Origin of the sequence: Mangrovimonas futianensis, from assembly GCF_021245805.1 — a bacterium.
GTDB classification, from domain to species: Bacteria; Bacteroidota; Bacteroidia; order Flavobacteriales; family Flavobacteriaceae; genus Mangrovimonas; species Mangrovimonas futianensis.
The window spans coordinates 120870-134840 of sequence record NZ_JAJJNF010000003.1 but is presented as its reverse complement, the minus strand read 5'-3'; the positions used below and the strand labels follow the sequence as shown (position 1 = coordinate 134840).

General features: G+C 33.8%; 15 protein-coding genes. 8 read left to right on the top strand and 7 right to left on the bottom strand.

What is annotated here, in order from left to right; translation table 11 throughout:
• Nucleotides 1-4: 4 nt before the first annotated feature.
• A complete protein-coding gene (locus tag LOK78_RS05925; RefSeq protein ID WP_232634319.1) occupies nt 5-829 on the bottom strand; it encodes a glycosyltransferase family 2 protein in 825 nt (274 codons plus the stop codon).
• A gap of 31 nt (nt 830-860) precedes the next feature.
• Between LOK78_RS05925 and LOK78_RS05920 the strand changes: the two genes are divergently transcribed.
• Entirely contained in the window at nt 861-2003 is a 1143-nt protein-coding gene (locus tag LOK78_RS05920; protein WP_232634318.1) for a glycosyltransferase family protein, read from the top strand.
• Between the two features lie 5 nt (nt 2004-2008).
• Here the strand turns inward: LOK78_RS05920 and LOK78_RS05915 are convergent, their stop codons facing one another.
• From LOK78_RS05915 to typA, 5 genes are all read right to left on the bottom strand, one after another.
• The gene (locus tag LOK78_RS05915; protein WP_232634317.1) at nt 2009-2497 is read right to left on the bottom strand and encodes an acyltransferase; all 489 of its coding nucleotides are present in this window, start codon (nt 2495-2497) and stop codon (nt 2009-2011) included.
• 58 nt (nt 2498-2555) lie between these two features.
• Nucleotides 2556-3896 carry an O-antigen translocase gene (locus LOK78_RS05910; protein WP_232634316.1) on the bottom strand — a complete coding sequence of 447 codons (1341 nt, stop codon included), beginning with the start codon at nt 3894-3896 and terminating at the stop codon, nt 2556-2558.
• Nucleotides 3897-4997 (bottom strand): DegT/DnrJ/EryC1/StrS family aminotransferase, encoded by a 1101-nt coding sequence (locus tag LOK78_RS05905; protein WP_232634315.1) that lies wholly within the window; start codon nt 4995-4997, stop codon nt 3897-3899.
• A complete protein-coding gene (locus LOK78_RS05900; RefSeq protein WP_232634313.1) occupies nt 4994-5866 on the bottom strand; it encodes a GNAT family N-acetyltransferase in 873 nt (290 codons plus the stop codon). The genes LOK78_RS05905 and LOK78_RS05900 overlap by 4 nt, the downstream gene beginning before the upstream one ends.
• A 388-nt stretch (nt 5867-6254) precedes the next feature.
• Nucleotides 6255-8057: a translational GTPase TypA gene (typA, locus tag LOK78_RS05895; protein WP_166959295.1), complete on the bottom strand. Its 1803-nt coding sequence runs from the start codon at nt 8055-8057 to the stop codon at nt 6255-6257.
• 185 nt (nt 8058-8242) lie between these two features.
• On the opposite strand from typA, the gene LOK78_RS05890 reads away from it, so the two are divergent.
• Nucleotides 8243-8602: a hypothetical protein gene (locus LOK78_RS05890; RefSeq protein ID WP_166959293.1), complete on the top strand. Its 360-nt coding sequence runs from the start codon at nt 8243-8245 to the stop codon at nt 8600-8602.
• 35 nt (nt 8603-8637) lie between these two features.
• Here the strand turns inward: LOK78_RS05890 and LOK78_RS05885 are convergent, their stop codons facing one another.
• Complete coding sequence (locus LOK78_RS05885; RefSeq protein ID WP_232634311.1) at nt 8638-9393, bottom strand: T9SS type A sorting domain-containing protein; 756 nt, start codon at nt 9391-9393, stop codon at nt 8638-8640.
• Nucleotides 9394-9542: 149 nt separating this feature from the next.
• On the opposite strand from LOK78_RS05885, the gene kdsA reads away from it, so the two are divergent.
• The 6 genes from kdsA (at nt 9543) to creD (ending at nt 13948) form a co-directional block, all read left to right on the top strand.
• Nucleotides 9543-10361, top strand: coding sequence for a 3-deoxy-8-phosphooctulonate synthase (gene kdsA / locus LOK78_RS05880; protein WP_232634310.1), 819 nt, complete (start codon nt 9543-9545; stop codon nt 10359-10361).
• A 79-nt stretch (nt 10362-10440) separates the two neighbouring features.
• A complete protein-coding gene (locus LOK78_RS05875) occupies nt 10441-11052 on the top strand; it encodes a hypothetical protein (protein WP_232634308.1) in 612 nt (203 codons plus the stop codon).
• Between the two features lie 2 nt (nt 11053-11054).
• Nucleotides 11055-11348: a winged helix-turn-helix domain-containing protein gene (locus LOK78_RS05870; RefSeq protein WP_053972316.1), complete on the top strand. Its 294-nt coding sequence runs from the start codon at nt 11055-11057 to the stop codon at nt 11346-11348.
• Between the two features lie 46 nt (nt 11349-11394).
• Complete coding sequence (locus LOK78_RS05865) at nt 11395-11730, top strand: hypothetical protein (protein WP_232634306.1); 336 nt, start codon at nt 11395-11397, stop codon at nt 11728-11730.
• Between the two features lie 18 nt (nt 11731-11748).
• Nucleotides 11749-12513: an oxygenase MpaB family protein gene (locus LOK78_RS05860; RefSeq protein ID WP_232634304.1), complete on the top strand. Its 765-nt coding sequence runs from the start codon at nt 11749-11751 to the stop codon at nt 12511-12513.
• A 61-nt stretch (nt 12514-12574) separates the two neighbouring features.
• On the top strand, nt 12575-13948 hold the full coding sequence (gene creD / locus LOK78_RS05855) for a cell envelope integrity protein CreD (protein WP_232634302.1): 1374 nt from the start codon (nt 12575-12577) through the stop codon (nt 13946-13948).
• Nucleotides 13949-13971: the final 23 nt, after the last annotated feature.

The window sequence follows — 13971 nt, the reverse complement described above, 5'->3', positions numbered from 1 at the left end:
TAATTTATTTCTTTTCCAATCCTTTAAAATCTCTGATTCCTTTAAATCCCATGCTCACCTTATTAAAAAACTCGTTGGCCTCAATCTCTCCTTTCCTCCATACCAAATACAAATATTTCAATATCCTTACGTAACCTAAATACCCAGAATATTTATAAAATAAAGCTCCTCGAGCATAAACTATTCGATCACTACCTGCATCTTGACCCGAACTCATTTTTGGATGAGACAAAATAACTTTGGGTTGATAGTAAATTTGAAGGTTGGCAGAGAGGGCGTTCCGTAAAAAAACATATTCATTTGCGGTTTGGAAGGTTGATCCAATACCAAAATGCTCATCAAATTTAACTCCTTTATTTTTGACTGCTTTCAAAAAAAAACTAATCACTACAGAATTAGCTGTGCTTATGCTTTTTTTGTCGTGTTTGGTTTTATTTGGATAATCCCTGAACAAATTTCCCTCATCATCCTCCATTTGAAAAGTTATCATTTCTGCCCTCTCATTTTCCTGATAGGATTCTAAAATACTCTTTTCAAAATCTTTAGCATATATGACGTCGTCATCAGCAATTAAACAGATATCCCCTAAGGCATGCTTCAAGGCTAAGTTCCTGCTGGCTGGCAACCCTTTTTCAAATGTATTTACCACCCTAATTTTTTCGATTTCGGAAATCAATAAATTATCAGGTGAGGTCTGGTTAATAATTAAAATATTATAATCCTTACCTTGATTATTAATAAACATATCATCCAAAAAGCTCAAAGAACTTCTATTCATTGTAGAAATTAGAATTTCTAAATTGAATGCTTCTATGTTTGGATTAATCATTAACAACTATATTTATGGCAAAAATAAGATAATGAAGATTCTTTTAATAGGAGAATTTAGCCGATTACATAATTCATTGAAAGAAGGTCTAATATCACTGGGGCATGAAGTTACTTTAGCAGGGACTTCTGATGGTTTTAAAAACTTCCCAGTGGATTTAGATTATGGCGTAAAACTTCTATCCAAACCAATCTTCAAACCTCTAGTCAAAGTAACACACAAGTTTTTTGGTTATGATTTATTTGCACTTGAACACTATTGCAGATTTAAAAGATTTCTACCTGATTTAAAAAACTTTGACGTGGTACAAATCATCAATGAAAACAGCATTAAAACCACACCTACTTTAGAAAAAAAGCTTCTTCATTCCATATTCAGTAACAATAGAAAAGTATTTCTTCTTTCCTGCGGTACAGATTATATTAGTGTAAAATATGCCCATGACCAAAAGTTTAAATATTCCATTTTGACTCCTTATTTTGAAAAACCTGAATTAAAAAATTATTATCAATTTATCTTAAAAAAAATATCTAAAAAGCAATATCAGTTACATCAATTCATTTATAACCATATCACAGGAGTTATTGCTACAGACATGGATTACCACATACCTCTTTTAGGGCATCCTAAATACCTTGGCATGATTCCAAACCCCATTAACTCTGAATCAATAAAAAAAACCGAATTAGACGTATCTCACAAAATAATTATTTTTCACGGAGTTAATAGAAGCAACTATTTTAAAAAAGGAAATGACATTTTCGAAAATGCTCTCGAGCTACTAAGGGAAAAATATGCTTCCCAAATTGATATTATTCAAACCGAAGATGTTCCTTATCAAAAGTATATTGAAAGCTACAACAAAGCCCATATCATCTTAGACCAAGTATATGCCTATGACCAAGGTTATAATGCCTTAGAAGCCATGGCTAAAGGCAAAGTAGTTTTTACTGGCGCCGAGGAGGAATGGTTAAATTACTACCAATTAGAAGAAGATACAGTTGCAATTAATGCTTTACCTGACAGCCAACTAATTTTCAATAAATTAGAATGGTTGGTTACGCATCCAGATAAAATTTTAGAAATTTCGAAGAATGCCAGAAATTTCATAGTTAGTCATCACGATTATAAAAAAATTGCGCAAAACTATGTTGCTATATGGAATTCTAATTAAGTTATTCACTTAACTTGACCAATAACACTTGCCGGGTTTCCCGCAATTATAACATTATTTGGAAAACTTTTGGTCACCACAGAATTGGACCCAATCACAGAATTCGCTCCAATAACAACACCTTTTAGAATAGTCACATCATTACCTATGAATACATTTCTATCAATGATTACTTCCTGTGGGCTAGGATCTGTTTGTTTTCTTTTTTCAGCATTCAAATCGTGAAAGTTACTATCCGTTATCTTACAATTCAACCCAATAAGTACGTGGTCATTTATGGTAATTCTCTTTTCTGAAACTGCTGAAAAATTGTTGTTAACACTAATATTGTTACCAAAAACAACCTTTGCTTCCTTGTTTCTTGCTTCTAAATAGGCATAACTATTATGATAAAAAGGCGAATTCACCACGCCCATCTGTACATTTTCTCCAATGATGATTTCTCCCTGACCTCTGAAAACAACAGGATACTTTCCCTTAAATCTTCCCGACACAAACTTATTGTTGGACCAAAAGGAATATTTTAATTTCCTAAATTTTAAACATAAATCCCTAATCATTTTCATGGTCTAAATCCTCATTATCATCTTGTAATAGTTCCTCTTCTGGTAATACGCCAAAAAGTGAATGATTAAAAATGAATAAAATAAGTGCAAAATGCAAGACTTGGGTTACAAAATGCCCTATCACTGCTCCTTGAACGCCAAAAATATCTACAAACAAAATACTCGAAATATAAAGGATTGAAACAGAAAAAGCCTCCACTATCAAATAATGCCAAACCATATTTTTTGCCAAAAATTGATATGCTATAACTATAGATAACACATTGATAAAATCCCCTAAAAGTTGCCATAGAAACAAGCTTTCAACTGGTTTAAACTCACTTGAAAAAATAACAGCTATCAGTATATGCCTCATTAAATAGATAGCCAACAAACCTAAACCAAAAATAGGGAGAACGGTTTTGTAGAAATTAAAAACCTCAGTTCTAAATTCCTTGATGGTATTAATTTCAGAAAATCTAGGAAGGATATAAAGAGACATTAATGAGCTAATAAACATTAAATAATATTTAGAAATCCGGTTCATCGCTTCCCAAAAACCTGCTTCTTTAAAACCTACATGATCTATTAAATAAGTTCTGATTGCTATAGCGACTAAAGGCAGCGCCATAGCCGAAAATATTTTCATTATTGAAAAAGAACTTAACTTTTTTACGAAATCTAATCTGAAATGACTCAACTTTAAAAGAGGTGCCAAAGACCTTTGATTAGAAATACCAACTAGCGTAATAAGAAAAATAAGGGATTCAGAAATAGCTACTGAAATGAGAGCCCCGTCTATTCTTTCCTGATAAATCAATAATAAAGTAATGGAAGCAGCCAAAATCTGCCCAATTATATTGATGATAATAAGAATCTTAAACTTTGAAAAACCATTTAAAATAGAATATGTAAACATATTCAAAGAATAAAATGGCAAAGCCAAGGCAAAAATTCTTATGATATAGGCGTAATCATTATAAGTTGGAAAAAGGTAATTATTGATTTCATTTGAAAAGAAATAACACAAAAACCCACAAAGCACAGTGGACATAAAACCCATATAGTAGGCCGTAGACAACATTTTACTGAGCTCCTTGGTGTTATTCTTAAACTCAGCGACATACTTTACTACACCATTATAAAGCCCTAAAATAGAGAAGGATTGCAACGTCCCAACAAAATTTCTAAAATTACCTATCAAAGCCAAACCTTCTGCTCCTACAAACAAGGCAATGGCTTTAGAAGTAAGAAAACCAGCAATAATTCGAGTAATTACCGAGGCAGAATTTAATGAGGCAACCCTTACCAATACATTGTTATTAATGTACTCTACAAACTTTTTCAACTAGTAATGGTTTATGGTTTTAATAACATAATCAATTTCATTCTCTTCAAGAACTGGACTTATGGGCAAACTTACCACTCTCTCATGAATGGATTTGGTCAAAGGCAATTCCAATTCTTGAAATTGTAGAAAAGCTTCCTGTTCTGAAGGGGAAATGGGATAATGGATTAAGGATTCAATATTACTATTTTTTAAATACTCAATGAAATTTTTTCGATGATCTACCATCACCACAAACACATGAAACACATGATTTTCAGAACCATCGTATTGGGGTAGTACCAGTTTTTCATTATTAATTTCTTTAAGATACCTTTTTGCAATCTGCCTTCTTCTTATGTTATCTGCATCCAAAGTGGCCAATTTAATATTTAAAATACCAGCTTGAAATTCGTCCAAACGGTTATTGAATCCAGCATATTGATTGATGTACTTTTCTTTATTTCCGTAATTACGAAGTTTTCGAATGACCTCTTTCAACTCCAAATCATTGGTTGTTACCGCTCCAGCATCACCTAATGCTCCTAAATTTTTAGACGGGTAAAAACTGAATCCGGAAGCAATTCCAAAATTACCAGCTTTAACACCGAATTTATTTTGGGCCCCATGTGCTTGAGCTGCATCCTCTATGACCAATAATCCATTGGCTTCTGCAATGGGCCCTATTTGATTCATATCAGCTAATTGACCATACAAATGAACAACAAGAATAGCCTTTGTTTTAGAAGTTATTTTATCAAGAATATGATTGGGAGAAATGTTATAAATATGCAAATCTGGCTCAATAAAAATTGGGTTTAAACCAGCATGTAAAACGCTTAAGATACTCGCTATATAAGTATTTGCAGGAACTAAAACCTCATCCCCTTCCTTCAGCTTTCCCAATTGTTTTAATGCCTCAAATATTAGGATTAAAGCATCTAGACCATTACTTGTACCCACACAATATTTAGTTCCACAGTAAGACGCAAAGTCTTCTTCAAATTTTAATACTTCTTTACCTAGGATATAATGTCCCGAATCTAAAAAAGACTTGAATTTTTCCTGAAATTCCGTTTCAAAACGAGCATTCAGTTTATGAAGATCTAAAAACTTGATCATATTAAAACTTGTTTCAGTTTAGAATGGTTTGTCACGTCAACCCTGTAAAAATCCTGAGTAATGGTTCTAGCCCCAAAACCTTCTTTCCAATATTGCAAACCTTGGTTGACATGTCTTCCTTGACTTTCATTTGAAATTCCAAAGTCAAAATAGGATTTGTTTTGGAATACGTTTTTCAATAAATAATCATGTAAAAAGTCCAAACTACCCAAACTATTTTTATCTGGATTCCCCGAAATATACTGAGAATGAGCGACAAGTTTCGATATAAAAATAGTGGTTCCAGCAACCAATTTATTATTATGGTATACATTGAACTGTTTAATTTGAGCAGGAAATTTTTTCTTTAAGGACTTTATTTCATTCAAGGTGTGCACCGGTTTCGCTTGATGTTTTCCTTTCAGGTTTGGGATAAGTATGGTGTTCCAAAAGTCATCAAACACATCATCTTCCACTATTTGAAGTTCATTTTTAAAACCTCGTTTAATGCCATCTCTTCTATCTTTAGAGTATTTATATGGAATCTGTAAATTCAGAACAGATAAAGAATCCCTTCTTAGCAATTGAGCGTCCAATAAAAACATCAAGTACGAAAGTTCTTCATTCGGGTATTCAGAATAAATAGAAGGAAGCATTTTAAGTTCCAAAAATTTAATTCTTTTAGCTTCACAATACTGCAGCACTGAAGCAAATATGTCTATAACCTGATGAAATTTTAATTTATGATGGTAAATTAAACCACCGTAGGTGAGCCCCTGATGAGAATAAAGCACATCACCCAAAATATTGGCTGGAAGGAGAGCAATTAGAATATCCCCTTTAAAAACCATTAGGGAATGGTCTTTAAACCTATCCTGATGATAATCCATAAAGTCTCGATAAAACAAAAAAGTACTATTTTTTGCTTTCGAAACGAATTGATCCCATGTTTTCTGGAATCTTGAATTATAAATTACAACTGAAAAAATAAAGTTTAGTTTTTAGAGAATTCAACGTAAAAATAAAGTTAATATTTATTTTCGACCAACATTTTTGTTTATAGATCAATTAGATCCTTGTCTTTACGCATTCGACAAAGCCCTTTCAAGTCATAAATTGGAAAAATGCAAATACCGTTTCGTTTTATTTTTCAGCTTCTCTCTTAATATTCTAGAAACAAGAAAGTAAAAATTAGACATTGCCCTTTTAAGAAATCAAATTAACAAAGAAGAAGTCCTTAATAAAAAAGCCAACTCCTTAGAGTTGGCTTTTTTAAATTTATATCGCTTTACTTCGTTTTCTATCAACATCCTTTAATAGGATTTTTCTAATACGTAAGTGGTTTGGTGTCACCTCTACATATTCATCTTTCTGGATATATTCCAAAGCTTCTTCCAATGAAAATTTAATAGCAGGAACAATTCGAGCTTTATCATCGGCACCAGAACTACGCACGTTACTTAATTTTTTGGTTTTAGTCACGTTGACAACCATATCATCTTGACGGGAATTCTCTCCGATTACCTGTCCTTCATAAATATCCTCTCCCGGATCAACAAAGAATTTACCTCTATCTTGAAGTTTATCTATAGAGTAAGGAATCGCTGTACCTGTTTCCATAGAAACCAAAGAACCATTTTGTCTTTCTGGAATACCACCTTTTATTGGTTGATATTCTTTAAATCTGTGCGCCATAATAGCTTCCCCGGCAGTAGCTGTCAAAATTTGATTTCTCAAACCAATGATACCTCTTGAAGGAATGATAAACTCACAAACCATACGTTCTCCTTTGGCCTCCATACTTAGCATCTCCCCTTTTCTCATGGTCACCAATTCGATGGCTTTCCCAGATACAACCTCTGGCAAATCAATAGTCATTTCTTCAACGGGCTCACACTTTACACCATCAATCTCCTTGATAATTACCTGCGGTTGACCAATTTGAAGTTCGTAGCCTTCACGTCTCATAGTTTCAATCAAAACAGATAAGTGTAATACCCCACGTCCGAAAACCATAAACTTATCGGCGCTATCTGTTTCTTGAACTCTCAAGGCTAAGTTTTTCTCTAATTCCTTAGTCAAACGATCCTTAATGTGACGAGAGGTTACAAACTTTCCGTCTTTTCCAAAGAAAGGTGAATCATTAATAGTGAATAACATGCTCATTGTTGGTTCATCTATGGCAATAGATTTCAATCCTTCAGGATTTTCAAAATCGGCAATCGTATCACCAATTTCAAAACCTTCCAAACCAACCACAGCACAAATATCTCCAGCAGTCACTTCCTCAACCTTAAGTCTTCCAAGACCTTCAAATGTAAACAGCTCCTTAATACGTGATTTGGTAATACTTCCATCACGCTTCACCAAAGAAACAGGCATTCCCGCTTTAAGCATTCCACGTTGAAGTCTACCAATGGCAATTCGTCCTGTAAATGAAGAGAAATCCAAAGAAGTAATCAACATTTGCGGTGTACCTTCAACATCTACTTTTGGTTCTGGGATATGCTCCACAACCATATCTAACAACGGTTCAATGTTTGAGGTTTGATTTTTCCAATCTTCACTCATCCAATTATTCTTGGCCGATCCATATACAGTTGGGAAATCCAACTGCCATTCTTCTGCCCCTAATTCAAACATCAAATCAAAAACGGCTTCATGTACTTCATCTGGCGTACAGTTTTCCTTATCAACCTTATTAACGACTACACAAGGCTTTAATCCTAGACTAATGGCTTTTTGCAAAACAAAACGTGTTTGTGGCATTGGCCCCTCAAAGGCATCAACCAACAAAAGTACACCATCTGCCATATTAAGAACACGTTCTACCTCACCCCCAAAATCGGCGTGACCAGGAGTATCAATAATATTGATTTTGGTTCCTTTGTAAACAACAGAAACGTTCTTTGAAGTAATGGTAATTCCTCTTTCACGCTCCAAGTCGTTGTTATCCAGAATCAAATCCCCGGTATTTTCATTTTCACGGAACAATTGACAGTGATACATAATTTTATCTACCAAAGTTGTTTTACCGTGATCTACGTGTGCAATAATTGCAATGTTTCTCATATTAGCCATAAGTGAAGCCTTGTTTTAAGCGCGCAAAGGTAAGCTATATTTTAACATCTTGGACAGGTATTTACTAATTTTTAGTTAATTATATGTTAGACCCTTTCCCCTTGAAAATATGGATTGTTATATTTCGTTCACATATAAAGTGTTTACTAATCAACCAAATCATGTAAACCTTTAAACAAACCCTTATGAATTTAATTAACAAATACGCCAAGTTCATCCCCTATCTCTATTATATAACGGTTATTGCCTTTTGGTTCACCTCCATCAATAGAGCTGAAGGATTGATAGCTTATCCCATCCTTTTAGCAGGGGTACCTTTTTTATGGCAATTGGTTAAGCCAAATAAAAAACTAAATGCTTTATTGGGTATCACATTTGCCTGTCTTTCATCCTACATGATTATTGCATATGTTTCAGATAAACTACATGTCATACAGCTTTCTTATGGTCTTAAGGAATATTTCTTCTACGGAGGTTTCTTTGTCCTGACCAATTTTGTGATGGCTGTTTGGATGATTAAAAATGCTTTAAGGCAGAGCTTTTAAAAAAAAGGTCTTCTAAATTAGAAGACCTTTTTTTTTTAATTTTTAACTATTCGCCTTAGGACAGTCCTATTCTTCGTCTGTATCCGAGCAAAATAAACACCAGATTTAAGACTATTCAAATTTAATTGACCTGATTTTTTTTCTTGATATACCTTTTTTCCTAAAACATTAAAAAGTTGAACATCCAGAATATCTTGACCTCCTAATAAATCAATATTAACAATACCGTTCGTTGGATTTGGATAAATTCTAAATGTATCTTCTGCATCAAATTCCATAACCCCTAAAGATTCTGAGGTTGCAATTAATTCAGATAAATATGCAGAAGTTGGTAAAGGCCCTACAAAACTAAGCATCAAATGCTTATTATTATTTGTAATATTTATTGAAATTGGATTGGGAAGATCTGAAGTTCCAAAAACACCTCCATTGGCCAATACATAATTGGAATAATCAGAATAACTGTAATCACCAGAAGTATTTTGACTTTGGTTTGCGACTGCATCTAAAATAATATATGTTCCCGGTTGAGACCAACCTGCAAGACTTACTGAATAATTTCCAGGCTCCAATTCAGGGCTAATTAAAGTGAATAAGTTGTTCATCCCAGCACCAAACCCATCATAAAAACCATTAAAATTAACTGAATTGCTTCCAGAATCTAATAGAACCCAACAATCTGGGATACTAGTATCTGAAATGCTTAAGGTTATAGATGATTGGACATCACACTGAGCGACAAGCTTATAAGAAGGAAATAACAGAAGTAAATAAAGTAATTTTGTTTTCATTAATGTTTATTTTTTTATTAACTAATTTAAAGACAACTTAAGAAGCATATAGGGTGACAAATTGGATTGAAAAATTTCAAATTTTTAGGAGGTAGTATAGATTATACTAATTACCTATCTTTGTAAAAAATCTTTATCATTTTAATAAAATGAACCTGGAAACGATCCCTCAAATAAAACATACCCAATCCGACAATTTCTTTTTATTGGCAGGCCCATGCGCCATTGAAGGCGAGGAGATGGCGTTAAGAATTGCCGAAAAAATTGTTGAAATAACCAACAAGCTTGAGATTCCTTACGTTTTTAAGGGTAGCTTTAAGAAAGCAAATAGAAGTCGTATTGATAGTTTTACAGGTATTGGTGATGAGAAAGCTTTGAAAATTTTAAGAAAGGTTTCTGAAACCTTTGATATACCAACCATTACAGATATCCATGAAAATAGTGATGCCCAAATGGCTGCGGAATATGTGGATGTCCTTCAAATACCCGCTTTTTTAGTTCGCCAAACAGACTTGGTGGTAGCTGCGGCGGAAACAGGCAAAGTTGTCAACCTTAAAAAGGGACAATTCATGAGTCCTGAAGCGATGAAACATGCCGTTCAAAAAGTAAAGGATACGGGTAGTAATAAAGCATGGATCACCGACCGAGGAACCATGTTTGGCTATCAAGATATGATTGTTGACTTTAGAGGTATTCCAACTATGAAAACCTATGCCCCGGTAGTTATGGACGTTACACATTCCTTGCAACAGCCCAACCAGACTAAAGGTGTTACTGGAGGCAGACCAGATATGATTGAGACAATAGCAAGAGCTGCTGTTGTAAATCATGTGGATGGCTTATTTATTGAAACCCATTTTGATCCGGCAAACGCCAAAAGCGATGGAGCAAATATGTTGCATTTAGACAATTTGGAAGGCCTACTTACCCGCTTGGTAGCTATTAGAAAAACAATTACTTCCTTCTAAAAATTCAGACAAGAAAAATTTCATATACTATTGCAAAACTAAAATATAATTACTTACTTTGTTTTTCAAAGTACTTTATATGGAATCATCAAAAGACTATTTGAAAGACATTTCTGAGATCAAAAACCTCATGAACAAATCCTCGCGATTTATTTCACTGAGTGGACTTTCAGGTATTATGGCTCGTATTTATGCCATAGTTGGGGCGGCAATAGCCTACTACCTTGTCATCAATTACAGCAGTGGCACCCTATTACTGGATGGAAAAATATTCAGATGGGTCATGTTCGATTTGTTTATGATTGCCTTTTTGAGTGCTGTAACTGCCATAGTCTTGACTACCAGAAAAGCCAAAAAAAATGGAGCAAGCATATGGGATCCTTCATCAAAACGCTTGATCATAAACTTTTTAATTCCCATGGCTGTAGGAGGCATTTACATATTAACCATATTGAGCCAACAAAAGTATGGACAAACAGGAGCCCTCATGTTGATATTTTATGGTTTGGCCTTGGTCAACGCATCAAAATATAGTTTGGGAGATATCAGGTATTTAGGATATTGTGAAATTGTTTTAGGCCTTATTTGTGCCATTTACCCGGGATTTGGATTTTGGTTATGGGTATTAGGTTTTGGCATTTTACACATAGTATATGGCACTGTGATGTACCTAAAATATGACAGACAATAGTTTTGAGCATTATAAACAATATAAATAAAGCATTTGACCACCGCATCAGACTAGGTATTATGTCTGTTTTGATGGTCAATGAGTATGCAGATTTCTCTACTTTAAAAGAGCTTCTAGGTGCTACAGATGGCAATTTGGCCAGTCATGCCAAAGCTTTGGAAAAAGAAGGATATATTAAAGTTGAAAAGCAATTTATAGGACGAAAGCCAAATACTAGATACTCAACAACCAAATCTGGAAGGGAGGCTTTTCAAAAGCACATAGATGCTTTAGAAAAATTAATAGGCAAACCATAATTTTTTTATCAATCCACTTTGAATTTCAAAGTAAAAAAAAGATAACATGACACATAAATTAATCTTCAATAAGGCATTAGATTTCAAACGCTTATTAAAACGAACCAAAATTTCGTGGCTTGTGGCCTCATCACTTCTAGTTTTGTTCTTAATACTAATTTCTTTCAAAGTAGGAAAAGTAGAATCATGGATGTGGGTACCGTTAGTGACTGTATCAGTTGGCAGTATTGCCGCGGGAATTCTATACTATTTCCTAGTTGACCACCTAGCTTCAACACCTAAAATCAAGTTTCTGATGACATTTGTTTCCATTTTGGGTTTTATTGTAGCCTGTTGGTTGTCTTTTATTTTCGCCCTTGATCAGGTTGGTTTATGGCATTAATCAAATAACAATTTACCTATGAAACCTTTTGTAAACAAAAATTCCATCGTTCGAGAAATTTGGGGGAAAAGTGATACCATTCTTTTCGTCTTCGCTGGAGCATCTGCAGAATTCGCCTTAAATAAAGCTGTGGATTGGCTCTATTATACTGGTAAACTTCCTAAAGATCCTCTAGGTCGTTTGTTCTCAACCGTTGCTTATGCCCGTCATATTGTTTTTTCGGATGAGTCTACCGCATATCAATCCATAGATATGATTAATAAAATCCATCAGAATGTAGAATCCTGTCGGCAAAAGAACATTCCAGATTGGGCCTATAAAGATGTTCTCTTTATGTTGATTGATTATTCTATCAGATCCTATGAAATGTTGGAACGAAAACTGAGTTTGATGGAAAAAGAAGATGTTCTTGAAGTATTTAACAGGGTGGGAACTAGAATGAATATCAAAGACCTCCCCCCTACCTTTGAAAAGTTTGAAAAAATGCGTCTGCAGCATATGGAATCAGACCTGCAATTTGCTGTATACACACAAGACCTTTACAACCAATACCGAAAACATCTAGGTTGGTTGAGATACAAATTACTGTTGGAAGTCCAAATTAAGTTGCTCCCAACCCCAGTACGCTCCAAATTGAACCTAAGAAAACATTCATTTATTGGAATACCTTTAATCGCCTATAAATGGAGCCGATTATTACGAATCGATTGGTTTATAAAAGATCTCATTTTACCATCAGAATACAAACCTAATATCAAAGCCTTAGATCAAATGGCTGCCTAAAACAAAAATTTTTAACTATATACTTTGTATTTCAAAGTACTTTAACAATTAAAAAAACATTATGGAACATTCATCACCTCAAAACAGCAACAAATTTGGAAACTGGTTTAAAACTTCAATCACTGCACGAATGCTTATGGTTGGTTTTTTAGTCTTAATTTTATTAATCCCTTTAGCTTTTATTGACAACCTAATCTTAGAACGCTCTCACCGACAGGATGAAGTTGTTGATGAAATTAATGATAAATGGGGTAGCGATGTTTTGGTATACGGTCCCATGGTAAAATTGCCTTATAAAACTTATTCTGAAACAAAAACTTATCATGAACCCACAAAAACATACATTAAAGAAATTCAAACCCATATCAACTATGCCTATATTTTTCCTGAGGAACTAGCAGTAGACACCAAGGTTACTTCCAAATCCTTAAAACGAAACAATTATGAATCGGCCGTATTTACTACAAACATGTCTTTTAGCGGCCAATTTTCTCAGATCGATTTATTAAAAAAAGATATTAAAAATGAAGATATTATTTGGGATAAGGCCAAACTACTCATCAAAACTTCTAACTTAAAAGGTATTAAAAATGAAATCATTGCTTCTATCAATGACCACCCCTATCCTTTTGAAACAATTGCAGACAATTCTAATGAATACTCTGGTTCTCTAGATGGTTTAGAAACTTCATTCTTAACCGAAAAAGATTTCTCTAAAGAGTTAATAACCTCTTTTAAGTTAGAAATGACCTTTAATGGTTCTGAAAGCATAAAAATAATCCCAGTGGGCAAAACCACCAAAATGTCCATGACCTCCAATTGGGCCAACCCTAGTTTCACAGGAAACTATTTACCAGATGACGAAACCAAAGAGATTACCCCTCAGGGTTTTAAAGCCAATTGGAAAATTCTACATATCAATAGACCCTTTTCACAAGAATACTTGAATAAAGTTCCTGTACTTAAAAAATTTGCTTTTGGCACAGACTTTATAGTATTAGTTGATCAATATCAAAAAAGTCAACGGTCTTCAAAATATGGCTTTTTGGTTATCGGATTAACCTTTTTAATTTTCTTTTTAATTCAAACATTAAGTAAAATTTCAATTCATCCGTTCCAATATCTCATGATTGGATTAGCATTAACCATGTTTTACACCCTATTGATCTCCATTTCGGAACATAGTACGTTTTTAAAGGCTTATTTTATAGCAGGTATATCAGTCATAGGCTTAATTACTCTTTACTCTAAAACAATTTTAAAGTCCACCAAATTTTCGATTTTTATCGGATTATCTTTAACCTTGCTTTACACCTTTATTTATGTCATTATCCAATTGGAGAATTATGCTTTATTAGTAGGAAGTATAGGCTTATTTTTAATCTTGGCTACCGTAATGTTTATTTCTATAAAAATCGATTGGAACCATGATTAATAATATCATCCTCCTTAAGATTC

What these genes read in the sequence shown, in the direction of transcription:
- LOK78_RS05925 (WP_232634319.1), bottom strand. Translation starts at nt 829, where the DNA reads ATGATTAATCCAAACATAGAAGCATTCAATTTAGAAATTCTAATTTCT.
- LOK78_RS05920 (WP_232634318.1), top strand. Translation starts at nt 861, where the DNA reads ATGAAGATTCTTTTAATAGGAGAATTTAGCCGATTACATAATTCATTG.
- LOK78_RS05905 (WP_232634315.1), bottom strand. Translation starts at nt 4,997, where the DNA reads ATGATCAAGTTTTTAGATCTTCATAAACTGAATGCTCGTTTTGAAACG.
- LOK78_RS05900 (WP_232634313.1), bottom strand. Translation starts at nt 5,866, where the DNA reads ATGGATTATCATCAGGATAGGTTTAAAGACCATTCCCTAATGGTTTTT.
- typA (WP_166959295.1), bottom strand. Translation starts at nt 8,057, where the DNA reads ATGGCTAATATGAGAAACATTGCAATTATTGCACACGTAGATCACGGT.
- LOK78_RS05890 (WP_166959293.1), top strand. Translation starts at nt 8,243, where the DNA reads ATGAATTTAATTAACAAATACGCCAAGTTCATCCCCTATCTCTATTAT.
- LOK78_RS05885 (WP_232634311.1), bottom strand. Translation starts at nt 9,393, where the DNA reads ATGAAAACAAAATTACTTTATTTACTTCTGTTATTTCCTTCTTATAAG.
- kdsA (WP_232634310.1), top strand. Translation starts at nt 9,543, where the DNA reads ATGAACCTGGAAACGATCCCTCAAATAAAACATACCCAATCCGACAAT.
- LOK78_RS05875 (WP_232634308.1), top strand. Translation starts at nt 10,441, where the DNA reads ATGGAATCATCAAAAGACTATTTGAAAGACATTTCTGAGATCAAAAAC.
- LOK78_RS05865 (WP_232634306.1), top strand. Translation starts at nt 11,395, where the DNA reads ATGACACATAAATTAATCTTCAATAAGGCATTAGATTTCAAACGCTTA.
- LOK78_RS05860 (WP_232634304.1), top strand. Translation starts at nt 11,749, where the DNA reads ATGAAACCTTTTGTAAACAAAAATTCCATCGTTCGAGAAATTTGGGGG.
- creD (WP_232634302.1), top strand. Translation starts at nt 12,575, where the DNA reads ATGGAACATTCATCACCTCAAAACAGCAACAAATTTGGAAACTGGTTT.